Source organism: Paenibacillus sp. J22TS3, from assembly GCF_018403205.1.
In the GTDB taxonomy this organism is placed as follows: Bacteria; Bacillota; Bacilli; order Paenibacillales; family Paenibacillaceae; genus Fontibacillus; species Fontibacillus tuaregi.
In genome coordinates this window covers 944,519-960,514 of record NZ_BOSF01000001.1, presented here as the reverse complement: position 1 = coordinate 960,514, position 15,996 = coordinate 944,519, and the positions used below count along the sequence as shown (strand labels likewise).

At 46.2% G+C, this 15,996-nt stretch carries 9 protein-coding genes; all 9 read left to right on the top strand.

The window, feature by feature from the left end; genetic code table 11:
- Positions 1-147: 147 nt before the first annotated feature.
- Positions 148-2,346, top strand: a complete 2,199-nt coding sequence (locus tag KJS63_RS04485) for a cellulase family glycosylhydrolase (RefSeq protein ID WP_213618085.1) — start codon at positions 148-150, stop codon at positions 2,344-2,346.
- A 44-nt stretch (positions 2,347-2,390) separates the two neighbouring features.
- Entirely contained in the window at positions 2,391-3,200 is an 810-nt protein-coding gene (locus KJS63_RS04480; RefSeq protein ID WP_213618084.1) for a fibronectin type III domain-containing protein, read from the top strand.
- Positions 3,201-3,243: 43 nt separating this feature from the next.
- On the top strand, positions 3,244-3,849 hold the full coding sequence (locus KJS63_RS04475) for a hypothetical protein (protein WP_213618083.1): 606 nt from the start codon (positions 3,244-3,246) through the stop codon (positions 3,847-3,849).
- 503 nt (positions 3,850-4,352) lie between these two features.
- Entirely contained in the window at positions 4,353-7,235 is a 2,883-nt protein-coding gene (locus KJS63_RS04470; protein WP_213618082.1) for an S-layer homology domain-containing protein, read from the top strand.
- A 23-nt stretch (positions 7,236-7,258) separates the two neighbouring features.
- Positions 7,259-11,308: an S-layer homology domain-containing protein gene (locus KJS63_RS04465; RefSeq protein WP_213618081.1), complete on the top strand. Its 4,050-nt coding sequence runs from the start codon at positions 7,259-7,261 to the stop codon at positions 11,306-11,308.
- Between the two features lie 456 nt (positions 11,309-11,764).
- Positions 11,765-13,603 carry a fibronectin type III domain-containing protein gene (locus KJS63_RS04460; RefSeq protein ID WP_213618080.1) on the top strand — a complete coding sequence of 613 codons (1,839 nt, stop codon included), beginning with the start codon at positions 11,765-11,767 and terminating at the stop codon, positions 13,601-13,603.
- A gap of 316 nt (positions 13,604-13,919) precedes the next feature.
- Complete coding sequence (locus KJS63_RS04455; protein ID WP_213618079.1) at positions 13,920-14,534, top strand: hypothetical protein; 615 nt, start codon at positions 13,920-13,922, stop codon at positions 14,532-14,534.
- A 234-nt stretch (positions 14,535-14,768) separates the two neighbouring features.
- Entirely contained in the window at positions 14,769-15,158 is a 390-nt protein-coding gene (locus tag KJS63_RS04450) for a DUF5071 domain-containing protein (protein WP_213618078.1), read from the top strand.
- Positions 15,159-15,193: 35 nt separating this feature from the next.
- On the top strand, positions 15,194-15,907 hold the full coding sequence (locus tag KJS63_RS04445) for a hypothetical protein (protein WP_213618077.1): 714 nt from the start codon (positions 15,194-15,196) through the stop codon (positions 15,905-15,907).
- Positions 15,908-15,996: the final 89 nt, after the last annotated feature.

Here is a 15,996-nt window from a genome sequence, read left to right as displayed (position 1 = left end):
CAATCCTCATTTTTTTTACAGTCTTCTCTTGATCCCATTCTTGCTGACTAACATGTTAAGACATGATTAAATCAAGCATTCTAACACAACCAAACCTAAGACGTAACTGGATCTGTTTCCATGACTAAATTACGGAGGTTAATGTTAATGAAAAGAATGTTATCGTGCTTAATCATACTTGCTCTATTTATTAGTTTGATACCGCTTACAAGTGCTGAGGCAGCGTCGAATGTGAATATTGCCCTTAACAAAGCTGCTGCGGCAAGCTCAACTGAAGATTCATCCAAAACACCTGCGATGGCTTTTGACGGGAACTCTTCAACCCGGTGGTCCTCGAGTTATTCCGATCAGCAGTGGATTAGCGTTGATCTAGGTACAATAACAAAGATAAGTGGCGTGAAGCTGAACTGGGAGGTGGCTTATGCGAAATCCTATGAGATTCAGACTTCAAGCGATAACAGCAATTGGACTACTGTGTATTCCACAACAACAGGTCAGGGGGGAATTGACGAAATCTCTTTTGCAACTAACAGTGCAAGATATGTAAGAATGTATGGCATACAAAGAGCGACGAATTACGGTTTTTCCCTTTGGGATTTTGAAGTGTACGCTGCTGATGGAAATCCAACCAATCCGGGGCAGACGGATATTGTATCCGGCGGAATTTACAAGCTGACTGCCTCCCACAGCGGCAAGAACCTTGAGGTTGCTGGCGGTTCAACTGCAGACGGAGCCCAAGTGCAGCAATGGTCCGATAACGGGCGAGCCCAGCAGCAATGGAAGGTGGTTGACGTTGGCGGCGGATATTACAAGCTGCTCGCTCAATCCAGCGGCAAAGCGCTCGATGTAGAGGGAGCATACACGCATGATGGAGCCAAAGTCCAACAGTGGACAGATAACGGACAACCGAATCAAAAGTGGAAAATCACGGATGTAGGCGGCGGATATTATAAGCTGATCTCCCAGTCCAGCGGCAAAGCACTCGATGTGGCCGGAGGCTCCACAGCGGATGGAGCGAGTGTGCAGCAATGGACCGATAACGGGAACAGTCAGCAGAAATGGAAGTTCACCAAAGTTACAGCGACACCCCCTGATACCATTGCACCTTCAGCACCAGCTAACCTAACAAGCCCATCTAAGACGGACACAACCGTAACCCTGGCATGGACAGCATCCACGGACAATGTCGGCGTAACAGGTTATGACATCTACAGAGGAACTACAGTTGCAGGATCAAGCACAACAACAAGTTATACGGTAACAGGCCTGTCTCCAGGCACCGCCTACAGCTTCACTGTAAAAGCGAAGGATGCAGCAGGCAACGTGTCCGCAGCAAGCAGCGCCTTAAGTGTAACGACTGCTCCAGCTTCAACTCATGCGGGATTCTATATTAATGGAACCACGCTCTATGATGCCAATGGAAATCCTTTTGTGATGAGAGGGATCAACCACGCTTACACTTGGTATAAAGGCCAGGAGTCCGTTGCGATACCTGCCATTGCCAAGACAGGCGCGAATACAGTTAGAATTGTTCTCTCAGATGGCCAGCAGTGGACCAAGGACAGTTTGTCCGCAATTCAGAGCCTGATCACCCTGTGTGAACAAAATAAACTGGTAGCCGTTCTTGAGGTGCATGACGGAACAGGCTCTGACAGTGCTGCTGTGTTAAATAAAATCGCGGATTACTGGATTGAAATGAAAAATGCATTAATCGGGAAAGAGAAAACCGTGATCCTCAACATCGCGAATGAATGGTACGGAACCTGGAGCGGAGCCGATTGGGCCAACGGTTACATATCGGTTATTCCCAAGCTGCGGAATGCCGGTATTAAGAACACAATCATGGTTGACGGTGCAGGATGGGGGCAGTATCCTCAATCCATTTTTGACTATGGGACCCAGGTGTTTAATGCCGATCCTCTGAAAAATACGATGTTCTCTATCCACATGTATGAATATGCTGGCGGAAATGCTGCAACTGTGAAAAGCAACATCGACAATGTTCTGAACAAAAACTTGGCCCTTGTGATCGGTGAATTTGGCATTAAACATACAAGTGGGGATGTTGATGAGGCTACCATCATGAGCTACAGCCAGCAAAAGGGAGTAGGTTATCTCGGGTGGTCCTGGAAAGGAAACGGCCCCGGCCTGGAATACCTGGATATGTCCAACGACTGGGCCGGAACCAGCTATACGGAGCAAGGGAACGCGATTATTAACGGTCCAAACGGAATCAAAGCGACGTCTAAGATCAGCACCGTGTTTAACGGAACTTCCGATAGTCAGGCCCCAACAGCCCCAACAAACCTTACGGGCACATCACCGACCTACTCTACGGTCAGCTGACATGGGCCAAATCGACAGACAACGTGGGAGTGGTTGGCTATAACGTGTACAAGGACGGGGCATTAATCGATATCAGCCAGACAGCAAGTTATACAGTAACCGGCTTGAAGGCCAGTACTAGTTATGCGTTTACTGTAAAAGCTATTGATGCTGCAGGAAATGTCTCCTCTCCCAGCAATGCGGTAAGCATTACAACAAAGGACAGCAATGACGTTACGCCTCCAACGGCGCCAATGGGTCTGACTGCGGTGGCAGCCATCACAACTGCTCAACTTGCATGGTCTGTCTCGACAGATAATGTAGGTGTGGCGGGCTATTATGTATATAACAATGGCGAAAAAATCGGTTCAAGCACAACGACAAGCTACACAGCTGCAGGCTTGAAGGGCAGGACATCTTATACATTCATGGTAAAAGCTTTTGACGATGCGGGGAATGTATCGGATGCGAGCAACGAGGTTACGGTTACCACAGGCGATCCAGGTCATCCTCAGGAGATTGACCCGGGTATCATAGATAATTATTCTACCTGGTATGTTGGCCTCAATGGTGCCGACAAGCCTGCAAATCCAACCATAGCTTCCCTTTCCCCGCTTAGCAATGGTGGGTTAAATATGACCTTTGACCTTAAAGCGGAGAATTATCCAGCTTTCCAGGTAGACCCGGATCAGGCTGAGAATTGGAGTGCGTATACAAACATGAACCTCATTGTAACGAATCCAAATACCACTGAAGTTCAGCTGCAGCCGATTGTTAAAGATAGGGATTGGAAATGGGTTGAACTGGGCCAATACATTAAAATACCACAAAACAACCATGATGGCGACAGTTCCTTTATCGGGCTTGCAGAATAAGAATGTAAACCGGATTATTCTGAGGGTTCAAAGCGGGAACGGCATGGCGGGTAGTATTCAGCTGCATACTCTCAGTTTTGATTTAGCGGGCGATGCTTATGCTTCTACTATTGCGGAGATGAACCGTCCCAAATCAGCCAGCTATTTCCCATGGGACTTTGAAGAGTCGTCGTTTGCTGGAAATATCTCAAAAGGCCTGAACGGGGATACAATTTATGTTAATTATGCATCTACTCTTAGCAGCACGGTATCTGCCGGTGTAGGTACAGAAACCAAGCCAGGCCTTGGGATTGGAGATGACTGGTCGAAGTATGCCAGCGTCTCGTCTACCCTAACGAATACCGGCAGTTCACCCGTCCGTGTATCGCTGGTATTAAGAGTAGGCGTCGGCTGGCTTTGGGAGGAAACAGGGGGACAGACCGGGGTTGATCCTTCGGTTGAAAGAGTAATCAGCCCTGGGGAGTCGGTTGATGTTGTGTATCCTCTGAATTCCCCAATATGGAAATCCGCAAAGACAGATTGGGTGAATAAAGCGGTTATATCTGATCTGACTAACATCAGAGGCATCCTGTTCAAGGTATACGCCGGTGAGGGTCAAGCTGTATCTGCGGGTAAGCTGAATATAACGAATTTTCAGTTGAATTTTTAGAAAATTAAGCTAACTAAATTTGCATCTGTTTACCCCGGGGCTGTCCCATTAGACGGCCCCCTTTCTTTGTTTTTCACATCTATGGGTTAGCGGGCAACGACAATCTATACGGGAATAGATCAATTGTTAGTTTATTTATAATTCTTTAACCTCATCCCCCGGATGAGGCTGGTTCTTTTTTTGATTACTAGTGAACTAGGACACTCAACGTCCAAAAAGCAAAGAGAGCAGCTGCTTGGGATATTAGCAATTAAGCTGCTAGAGTTCTTACCTGCGTTTGCTAAAATTAACCGGTTGAAATAACTGGTTTAGAATCGGTTCAGAGGATGGAGATAGAATAGAGATAAAATCGACATAATACGACTTTTACTTTGAATACATTGAAAAAACATAAAAAAATGTCGATATATGTTGTAAGATTATATCTTTTTTTAAAAGATGGGTGTTTTTGTAAATTTGAGCATGGTTTTTAATCATCAATTACACATCAGGAGGTACGACAGTTGAAAATATACTCACTGAAATGGGCAGTTGTCCTTGTTTCACTTCAGACGATGCTAGGGGCTACTGCCTATGCTGATGCGTCTGCTAACACCACTTTTTCAGATATCTCAAAGGTAACAAGTGATAAAAAAGCTGCAATACAAGAAGCTGTGAGCCGGGGGCTGTTATCGGGAGACCCCCAGGGGACTTTTCGTCCTGCAGCATCGTTAACTCGACAAGAACTCGCCGTGTTACTGGTAAGAGCCTTAAAGCTGGAGCCCAGCTCGGATCATTCGATGTTTAAAGATGTGAAAGATAATCAATTTGCTGCACCGTATATCGAAGCCGCACAAAAAGCGGGCCTTCTGTCTGGGGATGGAGCTGGAAACTTCCGTCCGAATGAGCCGGTTACCAGGGAAGAACTGGCCGCTGTGTTTGTTCGTGCGGTTGGAGGCACGGATGCGAAGAGTGAATCTATTATCAATCCCAAGGATCAGTCCTTAGTAAGTAATTGGGCGGCGGAATCTGTTAAAGCTGCTCTTCGTTTAGGGTTGATTGATAATAAAGATAGTAAGGTCAACCCGCAAGGATTAGTCAAAAGGGAAGATATTGCGGCTTATCTTCTGGATATTTTTAATACCCAAGAGCAGACCGCAGTAATTGATAACGTCGATAGAGATATCGTGACCATAAATCAGGTTCCATATCTTATTGACGGGCAGCTGAAGGCTTTCATTGGCAATTCCAATAAAGAGGCACTAGTCGGAGCCAAACTGAAGTTTAACTCGCGCAACCGCCGTGTGGATGGCTTGAAGGAACTCGAGATTGTTCGGGAAGATGTTGTTCTGGATACGAATGGCCTAACTGAAGCCAGTGTACTTAAGATTTCTGGCGACAATGTCCAAATTAAAGGGGATATTAAGGGACAGCTTGATCTTGAGGAAGGCGCTTCAAATATTCAGTTATCAGGTAACGTAAATCATCTTACGGTGAACTCTAGCAAGGGAATTTCCATCAAAGGAAATGGTTCAATTAAAGAGCTTAAAGTTGGCAGCTCAAACGCCAAATTAATATTAAATCCTGCTTTGAAGATCGATGTAGTTCAGCTGCCTAAGGACACAACGGCCGCACAAGTTATTCAAAATTACAATGAAGTACGTCAACAGATCGGGCAGGTACAGGATGTGAATGGGAACGGGGTAACAGAAAAGCCTCCTGCAGCGTCTATCCCCAATACAACTGAAGTAGGCCCAACGCCAGAAGCCCCGAAGATTAATCATGACCCTAGTGTTATCTCAAAGATAGACGATGTTTTGTTTACATCAGCGGATCAAAGCAAAACAATAAATTTGTCAAATATTTTTACTGATTCTGATGGAGATACTTTATCTTTTACAGCAGTTTCTTCGGATAGCGGTATTGTTCGTGTTACTACTACGAAAAAGCTCAACGGGGACGAGTTGAACTTATTCTCCGTTAACTCGGGAACGGCTGTAGTTACAGTAACGGCAAATGATGGACATGGTCACGCTAAGGCAGTTACGTTTTCTGTTACGGTTCAATCTGCACCTCCGTCCTCCTCTAACCACGATCCCGTGGTGAAGAACGACCTGGCCGCGGTCACTGCTGAGGTCACGGACGGAGTGAAGAAGATCAGCTTGGCGGATGTATTCCAGGACGAAGATGGAGATGCACTGACCTACACCGCAGAATCGTCGGCAACCAGCGTGGCCACGGTAACGGTAAATGGCAGCGAGCTGACTCTCACACCAGTGAATGCGGGTACGGCAACTATTAAAGTTACAGCAGATGACGGAAAGGGCGGAACACAGAGCACCTCGTTCAAAGTGACGTATACCTCGGCACCACTCAATCACGATCCCGTAGTGAAGAATGACCTGGCCGCGGTCACTGCTGAGGTCACGGACGGAGTGAAGAAGATCAGCTTGGCGGATGTATTCCAGGACGAAGATGGAGATGCACTGACCTACACCGCAGAATCGTCGGCAACTGGCGTGGCCACGGTAACGGTAAATGGCAGCGAGCTGACTCTCACACCAGTGAATGCGGGTACAGCAACTATTAAAGTTACAGCAGATGACGGGAAGGGCGGTAAGGTAAGCTCAAGTTTTACACTTACCCTGACTCCGGCTCCTCTTGTTAACCACCAGCCTATTGTTAGCAATACGATCAGTGATGTTGGTACTGAGGCAGGCGCCCAAGATACGACCATCGGACTTTCCTCCACTTTTAGCGATGAGGATCAGGATGTACTTACCTATTCTGCAATTTCATCAGACACAGGCGTAGCTACAGTTTCTGTTACAGCTGACCAGTTGAGCATTACACCGCTTGTAGCGGGAAGCACTACAGTCACGGTTACAGCGAGTGATGGCCATGGGGGAAGCGTTCAAACCAACTTCAAGGTCACGGTGCAGGAGAAAAAAGGGATCTTCTTCTCCGAGCTAGTCTGGGGGCAAAGTGAGGCGAATTTACAAATCATAGAGATCTATAATCCCACTTCCGAGACCATAGATGCCTCCAAAATTAGAATTGAGCGCAGCGACGGCGGTGAACCGATTGTTATTAGTCCTCAGTCTGGAGCTTATGTTCCGGGGGGAGCAACCTTCACGATTGGGGAAACCATGTACTTTGGCGACGTAGACGTCCATGTTGATTACTACACAGATATGGGCTTCTATAACGATGATTCGAACCCCGTTACACTTTCACTCTACTATGACGGTCAATTGGTAGATACTGCAGTATACACGCCTCATACGAGCAAGACTAGAATCTCTAATCTTACCCACGGGAACGCCGGCCAATATGAGGCAACGGAGTGGACTGATGAAGGAACGGATTATACGGACGGTCTAAATTCCTATAATGGGGTCGAATGAATAAATAGAATAGAGGGAACGCCATGAATTCAAAAACAAACAAATGGCTGGCTGCATTAGCTATAGCCGCTCTTGTAGCCCCGACGGCTTTGCAGCCGATTGCACAGGCAGCCAGTGGTTCATCTAGCAGAGCGGCCGGGGCGAACTTGCCATTTAATGACATCAGCAGTCTGGCTGCAGAGCAGAGAACAAGCATCCTGCAGGCCGTTGAAGCCGGGCTTCTGCATGGCGACCCTGCAGGATCGTATCGCCCGACGGATTTGCTAACCCGCCAGGAGATGGCCGTCCTGTTGACCCAGGCCCTTCATCTTCCCAATTCCAAAGCGGCTAAAAGCAGCTTTTCGGATGTGAATGCAAAGAGTTGGTCCAGTCCATATATTGAAGCGGTTCATCGCGCGGGACTCATGAATGGAGACGGCAGCCTTAAATTCAGACCTAAAGCTGCAGTGACCAGAGAGGAGGCAGCGGTACTGCTCATGCGGGCCGCGGGGCTAACTGTTACAGCGGAAGCCACCGAATCTGCTAAGCTCACCGACTGGAACCGTGTCAGTTCATGGGCCCGGCCTTACGTAAATCTAGCCTTACAATCAGGTTCTATGGCTGCGGAGCAGAACGTATTCAAGCCCGGATCTCCCGTTAAGCGCCAAGATATCGCCCGTTTTTTGATGGCTACCTTTTTTCCGGAGAACCATTTGGCCCAGCTCCAGAAAGTGGAGGACGGCAAGGTCTTGATTAACGGAATTGAATACAGACTTGCGGATTCAGTAAAAGGAATTTTGCAAGTCTCTAACCAGGATGTACTGAAGGGAGCCGAAATCCAATTCGAGGCATCGAAGGGCACAGTTCAATCAATCTCCAAACTTGTGATTCATGCGAGCGGACGAGCCCCGTCAGGACAAGCCTCTGAATTCAGCGGTAATCTGGTGTTAGAGGGACATGATGCGGTGGTGAATGGAGACCTGATTATTGACGGCGATTATATTTCTGTTCGTAACCTGAACGTTAAGAGGGATCTGACAATTACGAAAAATCTGGGGCATGATTTCTATGCCACCAAGCTGACGGTCCTGGGGAAGACATCTATTCAGGGCGGCGACCAAAACACCGTACTGTTTGACGGATCTGAGCTGAGCAATGTAGAGGTTTCTAAACAGGATGTGCATGTGGTTACTCAAGGCAGTTCGAACGTTGCTAACATGACATTGACTTCAAACGCTACGATAGAAAATGATTCATCCTCTGCGCTGAAGCAGGTGAGCATCCTTAGCGGTGCTCAGCAAGTCAAATTACAGGGGAATATTCAGCAATTATCAGTCAACAGTGATCAGCCCTTGACTCTTACAGGACAAGCCTCTATTAATACTATGGTTGTAAATAATGCTGCTCCTATCACCTTGGGAGTGTCCGGTACCGTTTCTAACCTGCAAGTAAACAATCCTTCTGCAAATATCAGCGTAAGCTCATCTAGTCAGATTGTGAATACTTCATTAGCACAAGGTGTTTCCTCGGCAACTGTGACGGGCAGTCCAAGTGCATCTGGTACAACATCGGGTGCATCGGGTGCATCCCAAGGCTCGTCAACACCAGTTGTGACGAACACGGCACCTGTTCTAAAAACGAAGTACGGTGATCAAGCGATGACAACAGGCGAGCCAGAACTGCTGGTCGATCTGCTGGGACATTTCGTAGATGCAGAGCAATCCGTACTTAAATATACGGCGGTATCTTCAAGTTCAAGCATTTGTTCTGTGAGATTAGAAGGGACAGACCTATATATAAAAGCGGCCGGCAAAGGAACGGCTACGATTACGATAGCAGCGGATGATCAGGCTGGGAAAAAGGCGGGAACAAGCTTCAAGGTCCGCGTCAATGAGCCCCCAGTGTCGTCAGGCATTCCTGCTCAGACGAAACAGTTAGGGAGCGGCGACCTCACTTTATCTTTAGGAGCATTTTTCACGGATTCTGAGAATGATCCATTGACTTATGAAGCTGCTATTAATGATCCATCCATTGCCACATTTACCCTGGTTGGTGATCAATTGGTCATCACTCCGGTTAAGACAGGACAAGCCCAAGTTACAGTCAAGGCATCTGATGGACGGGGAGGCATTACGAATCAGCCGTTTCAATTGGAGGTAACGTCTGCCGCTAACAGAGACCCGGTAGTTAATCAGAAGCCGGTTAACCAGCTCATTACTGTAGGCGATGCCGACTACACCCTTGACCTGTCACAGGTATTCCTTGATCCGGATGGCGATCCCGTCAATATTACAGCGGAATCCTCGAACGCTTCTGTTGCGACTGTATCGGTTAACGGGAACCAAGCTGTGGTTCATGCTCTTTCATCAGGAACAGCTAAAATCATTTTGAAAGGATCGGATGGTGGAGGAAACGAGGCTTTGACTGATTTTGATATAACGGTCAACGAACCTCCGGCCTCTGTAGTTATCCCTAATCAGACCAAAGAAATAAACACAGGCGATATCCAATTATCCTTAAATCAATATTTCTCAGATCCCGACAGCGATACCTTAACTTATAGTGTGCAGGAAATTTCTGACCCGAATGTTATGAAGGCAACTGTTAATGGCGACGTCCTTACTCTTACACCGTTCATGATCGGCAGTACTTCGGTATCTGTCAAAGCTGCAGATGGCCGGGGAGGGGAAACTGTAGTAAGCTTCCAGGCCGTTGTTACGAATCAAGCTGAGCAGAATCAGAATCCAGTAGAGAATCAGCCGGCCGACAAGACGCTTACAGTAAGCGATCCGGTTTATTCTCTTGATCTTGGCTCCGTGTTTACGGACCCTGACGGAGACCCACTAACTTATGAGGCATCCTCTTCGGATTCTTTGGTTGCCGCAGCAGAAGTGGATGGAGTTCAATTAAAGATTCAGGCTCTGAAGGCCGGAACAGCAACCATTGGTGTTAAGGCTGTGGATGGTCACGGAGGGGAAGCTTCAACTTCCTTCAAAATAAACGTTCAATCGGCAGGTCCATCCACTCCTTCCTCCAATCATCCGCCAGAGGTTCAGGCGTCAATTTATGAACAAGTGCTGACTGTTGGGGTTACTAACCCAAGAACATATGATTTAACTCAATTGTTCAGCGACGCTGACGGGGATGCCATGACCTTTACTGCTGCTGCAGAATCAGGCAGTGTGGTGAACGCAGCGGTTCATGGCGGAATGCTGGACCTTACCCCAGGTACCCAAGCGGGAAGCACCAAGGTAACGATTACAGCGGATGACGGAAATGGTGGAACAGCCGCTTATGATTTTCGAGTAACGAATGCTCCTCTTGCGACTAATGGAATTGTTCAAATCCGAACGAAGCAGGGGGTCAACGATCCAATTACTTATGACTTGTCAACGGTGTTTCCGGGGGAAACCTCATTTAAAGTCTATTCGGGTACGGCAGACTCTACATTTGTGGGACCTATTCCGCTTAACGGCACGGTGTGGACCTGGAACGGCGATTCTCTTCAATACTATTGGGTAATCGGGGCGAACGGTACTGCCGCTGTATTCCAAGTGACCGCAAGCCCTCAAGGACCAGAAGAGCTGTATTTCTCACAGTATATGTCCTTGGATAAAACCCGTACGGCTATAGAGCTTTTCTACAATCCGGTAGGAGACACTTCTAAGCCTATAGAAAATGCGGGATACTCTCTTGAGGTTCATCAGTATAATATATCTACAGGTACACCTAAAGTTTGGTCCCAGCCTATTGACAAGTTTTATAAGGGGATGCCTTTTATATTTATTGATCCTGTTTTCTATGGCTTTTTTGATCTCGTTAACGTAGCCTATTACAACGTAGAGCTTGGGACAGATCCGCGGGGCTTGGCCCAGACGAGCACCAATGTAACTACAGGTTATGTCCTTAAGAAGAATGGCGTAACTATTGATGTGCTGGGAGATCCGGATGGCAAAACCCAGTTTATGCCCAATGACGGAACTATTATTCGTAAATCAGGCATAAGAACCGGATCTTCGTCTTACAGCCTTGCGGGAGAGTGGAATTCTTTCCCTAAAGGCACGATCCAGTATTTTGGCCGCCATACGCCATAATTCAGAGAAGGCGAAGAGATTGCCAAAGAAGAAGTCAGCAAGCGGGTGAAGAATCCAGATGAGACAGCTGTAAGGGTTTCAAACGCCTTTTAGAAGATGCTTTACCTCCCGGCAAAGTGGGAAGTAAGGCATCTTTTTTTATACCGCATGCAATAAAATCTAATTTTAAATTTCGGACTTGGAGGCAGACGAAGAGAGGAATAGGGTGCCGCGCCAATTGTAGAGGAATTTATCCCCGATTGTGATATATTCCCCCTTATATCTAGTTCCCACATTCTTGATAATGATAGATAAGAAAGCGGTTTCATAGTGGTAAGGGCAGCCGTTAATTCATTTATTCCTACGCCTGCATTAAATACAATTTCAAAGGGAGGTGGTGCCGGATATCTGTCTAGTGCAGATATAACTTGTTACTGGTTCATATAGCTTCTATATAAAAGGAGGAGAATTACGAGAATGCATGTCAACCGCATAACTACGCGCAAGTCATGGATGACGGTCATGATGGGTGTGCTGATCCTGTCGCTGGTTCAATTTGCGGGTGTGGGTGCTCCGAAAGCGGAGGCCGCTGTGGCCGGCAAGACCATGGTGGGTTACTGGCACAATTTTTTGAATGGCGCAGGCTTTATCAAGCTGCGGGATGTGTCGCCTAAGTTCGATGTGATCAATGTGTCTTTTGCCGAGCCAACTTCTGGTGTTACGAACGGAACGATTGGATTCACACCGTACAATTATACGGATGCCGACTTCAAGGCGGACGTGGCATATCTGCAGAGTCAGGGGAAAAAGGTCATTATCTCAATCGGGGGAGCCGAGGGACAGGTTCAGCTTCCTAACACAGCAGCCCGGGATAATTTCGTGAATTCCGTAACCGCAATTATTGAAAAATACGGCTTCGACGGACTCGACGTGGACTTTGAAGGACACTCCCTGTTCCTGGACTCGGGAGACAGTGATTTTAAGAACCCGACAACTCCGGTTATTGTGAATCTGATCTCGGCTCTGCGTACGATCAATAACCATTTTGGTTCGGACAAATTCTACCTGACCATGGCGCCGGAGACCTTCTTCGTGCAGCTGGGTTATTCCTTCTACGGCGGCAGCTGCCTGAGCTGTGATAGCCGTGCGGGCTCTTATCTTCCGGTCATCTATGCGACCCGCGATATCCTCGATTGGCTGCAGGTGCAGAATTATAACTCCGGTCCAATTACCGGACTTGATGACCAGTATCACAACATGGGAACAGCTGACTTTCACGTGGCAATGGCGGATATGCTGCTGACCGGCTTCCCAGTTGCCAAGAATCCGAACCGTGTTTTCCCGGCCCTGCGCCCGGATCAGGTGCTGCTTGGACTACCGGCAAATGCGAATGCGGGCGGAGGTTTCACTTCTGTTGATGAGGTGCAAAAAGCACTGGACGCCCTGACGAAAGGCATCCAGCTTCCAAGCTATAAGACCCGCGGCAGCACGACCGGCTACCCGGGCTTCCGTGGTGTAATGACCTGGTCCATTAACTGGGACAAGTTCAACAACTTCGAATTCTCCAACGCGCACCGTGCATATTTGGATAATATGACCCCCCCGGTGCAGGACACGGAGCCGCCAACCGCTCCAACTAACGTAGCGGCTGTCTCCAAAACCTCAACGAGTGTCAACTTGAGTTGGACTGCTTCCACAGATAATGTGGGCGTTACCGGCTACACCGTCAGCTACGGTAATCAGTCGGTGAACGTTACGGGCACAAGCGTCTCCATAACTGGGCTTACCCCGGATACTTCCTATGTCTTCACCGTAAAGGCGAAGGATGCGAAGGGCAACCAATCCGCGGCTAGCACGCCGCTTACCGTAAAGACAGATGCGGCCAACCCTGGCGGCGATCAGACTGCGCCGTCCGCTCCGGGCAATGTACAGGTAACGGCGAAATCCACAACCAGCGTTACCTTAAGTTGGACTGCTTCCACGGATAATGTCGGAGTTACCGGGTACACCGTCAGCTATGGTAATCAATCGCTGAATGTGGTCAGCACAACCGCAGTAATTAGCGGGCTTACACCAGCTACCAGCTACCAGTTCACCGTGACCGCCAAGGATGCTGCGGGGAATGTATCCGCAGGTTCCGGTATCAGTGTGACCACGGATGCCCAGAGCGGTGCCGGGGCCTGGGCACCAAACGTTAGCTACAAGACCGGGGATGAAGTAACGTACAACGGCAAAACATACGTTTGCCGCCAGTCGCATACTTCCCTGGTTGGCTGGGAACCGGCCAATGTGCCAGCGCTGTGGCAGCTGAAGTAATTTGGATTTTCTAAGTATAGATACCTGTGTACTGAACAAGCAATAATCTCTTTCATTCTAATAATCACCTCACGCCGAATCGTCAGGTTCGTCGGGGGTGGTTTTTGTTTTGGCTGAAGTGGGGTGAGGATTTCTTAGAATTTCGACAAAAAACACCCATTTTCAAAATGATTGGGTTGAACGATAATAATAAAGCTGCTCTTTTAAATACTACTACTAAATTCAGTTCTTAGAAGCGCTGTCAGCAAGAAGAACCGGATATTTATCGACGCAATATAAATCAGTTTGTGGGTCTATAAAAGGGAGATGTAAAGTTATGAATAAACTTTCTCAAAATCATTTTAAGGATGCTCTCGGGGGCGGAGTATCATTGAAAAAAATAGTCGTCAGTGTGGTTGGTCTCATAGTTTTTTCGGTGGTTATATTATTATTTTTTTTGGTATTGCCCTGGTTACTCTTATTTGTCGGAATTAATTCTTTACCTAATCCGCCTCAACCTGCGATCAAATATGGGGAATTTCCATTTCGTTTGGAATACGAAATTAATGGGCAGCGAAAGGTTATTCAAGATACTTTAATATGTGAATATGATGGTGTTGGTTCTGATGAAGGTCGTGGGAAATTTCGCAAATGGAAAGAGAAATTAGCAAGCGGGAAAGAAGAGATAACACTAATACAACCGAGTGACTCAACGGAGGTATCCTTTTTCCCTGGAAGTGCGGAATATTACATGGGTGATTCTGATCCTAGTAATTCTGATTCTAGTAATGGAAGGAATGATAGCAGTTTTCCTGATGCAATATATAAAACAATAGAGGGTAAAATCACTACTAGTGGACTAGTAACCGAAGAGAAGCTGTTTGAGGAATACAGCATAAAACTGATAAAATGGGACGCAAGCCCGCCAATTAAGAATAATTTCGTTCCATAAAGTTATAGAAAGCAAGAAAAGTTCATGGATACATATGTTGATTGCAACCCTCATAAACGATAAATTCTCTATGGAACCACATGGAGTGTTACAACTCTAGGTGGTTTTTTTGATTGGAATTGATTGTGCCCTTAAGGAATTTCGGCCGCTGTTAATTTTTAGAGATATTTAGTTGCCCGCTAAACAAAACCTAGAGCTAAGGAACTTAAATATATCAAGGAAGGACGAAGGTTTATGAATATCAGGAAATACCTTCCCGAAAACAAACATGATTTTGAATCAGTAAATGTACTCAAAACGCTCGATAAAGATGAATTAAAAGAAATATTGCCTGAGCTTTTTGAATGGCTACAAGATGGAAATTGGCCAATCTCTCATTCAATTGAAAATATTTTACTCAGATTTGATGAGGAGCTAATACCTCATATTCACAAAGTGCTTCAAACAAATGATGGGCAATGGAAGTATTTTTTACTAGAAGGATTAGTAAATAGGTTACCTAATAGTATTTTGATCCAACTTAGAGAAGATTTAATTCGGATAATAAATGATCCAACAAAAGATGAAGAACTTGAAGAACTGGGAAACACAGCAGCTAATTTACTAAATAAAATAAGAGATTAAGCGAGAGTGTAGTTTGTAAAGGAGACCCTTTAATAATGAAACTAGGTAAAGTAATTCAACAAGTACTTTCTGAACCGCTTCAAAAGAGAGGATTTGAGTATCACAAAGAACCGGATGAGTGGCTTTATATTCGAAATTGTGAATATTACAAAGAGTATATAGCTATTGATAAAAGCAATTGGAACAAGAATGCTATTAGAACTTCTTACTATAATGGTAGCGATAGCATCAGCGATTTTTGGTTGATTGGAGACCGTTTAAAGGAATGGCACTTCTACGAGGACGAGAAAACGCTAAGAGATACTCTGAATCTAATTTTGGACATCACTATTAATCAGGCTCTTCCTTGGTTCGAGATGAACAGACCTGAAGACCGGAGAGGTTCTAAGCTTAGCGAACTGCTGAGTGAAGAGATGATAAAGCAATCTAAGGAGTTTATTGAGAAGAACGAGTTGAATGTGGCCGTTCCAGAATCATTGGTTAAGCTGGAAAAGCTGCTTTTGGAAGATTCTAGTCAGGAAAGTCTTCTTAAATCTGCTTATTTTTTTGGTGAGGTATTAATTCATCATTTAAATGGGGAATGGGGGAAGGATGAGAATGGACTGCCAATTATAAAATGTATAGGAGGCAAAGAGGACTTTTATAAAGAACCATTTGATATTGTTGAGAGCTACCTGGAATATCCAAAGTTTAATTCGGTGTATAATCACTTTAAAGCACTTCAAGATACAGTTAGTAGATTGAAATAGTGAGGTAAACCTATCTAAAGTACAACGGTTTAATTTTTAGGATTTGAATAGTGTTTCTATTAGAATGTTGCTTACAACCTTTCTTATGA

Excerpts from the sequence above, each read along its gene's own strand:
- KJS63_RS04485 (WP_213618085.1), top strand. The coding sequence starts at position 148 with ATGAAAAGAATGTTATCGTGCTTAATCATACTTGCTCTATTTATTAGT.
- KJS63_RS04475 (WP_213618083.1), top strand. The coding sequence starts at position 3,244 with ATGGCGGGTAGTATTCAGCTGCATACTCTCAGTTTTGATTTAGCGGGC.
- KJS63_RS04460 (WP_213618080.1), top strand. The coding sequence starts at position 11,765 with ATGCATGTCAACCGCATAACTACGCGCAAGTCATGGATGACGGTCATG.
- KJS63_RS04455 (WP_213618079.1), top strand. The coding sequence starts at position 13,920 with ATGAATAAACTTTCTCAAAATCATTTTAAGGATGCTCTCGGGGGCGGA.
- KJS63_RS04465 (WP_213618081.1), top strand. The coding sequence starts at position 7,259 with ATGAATTCAAAAACAAACAAATGGCTGGCTGCATTAGCTATAGCCGCT.
- KJS63_RS04445 (WP_213618077.1), top strand. The coding sequence starts at position 15,194 with ATGAAACTAGGTAAAGTAATTCAACAAGTACTTTCTGAACCGCTTCAA.
- KJS63_RS04450 (WP_213618078.1), top strand. The coding sequence starts at position 14,769 with ATGAATATCAGGAAATACCTTCCCGAAAACAAACATGATTTTGAATCA.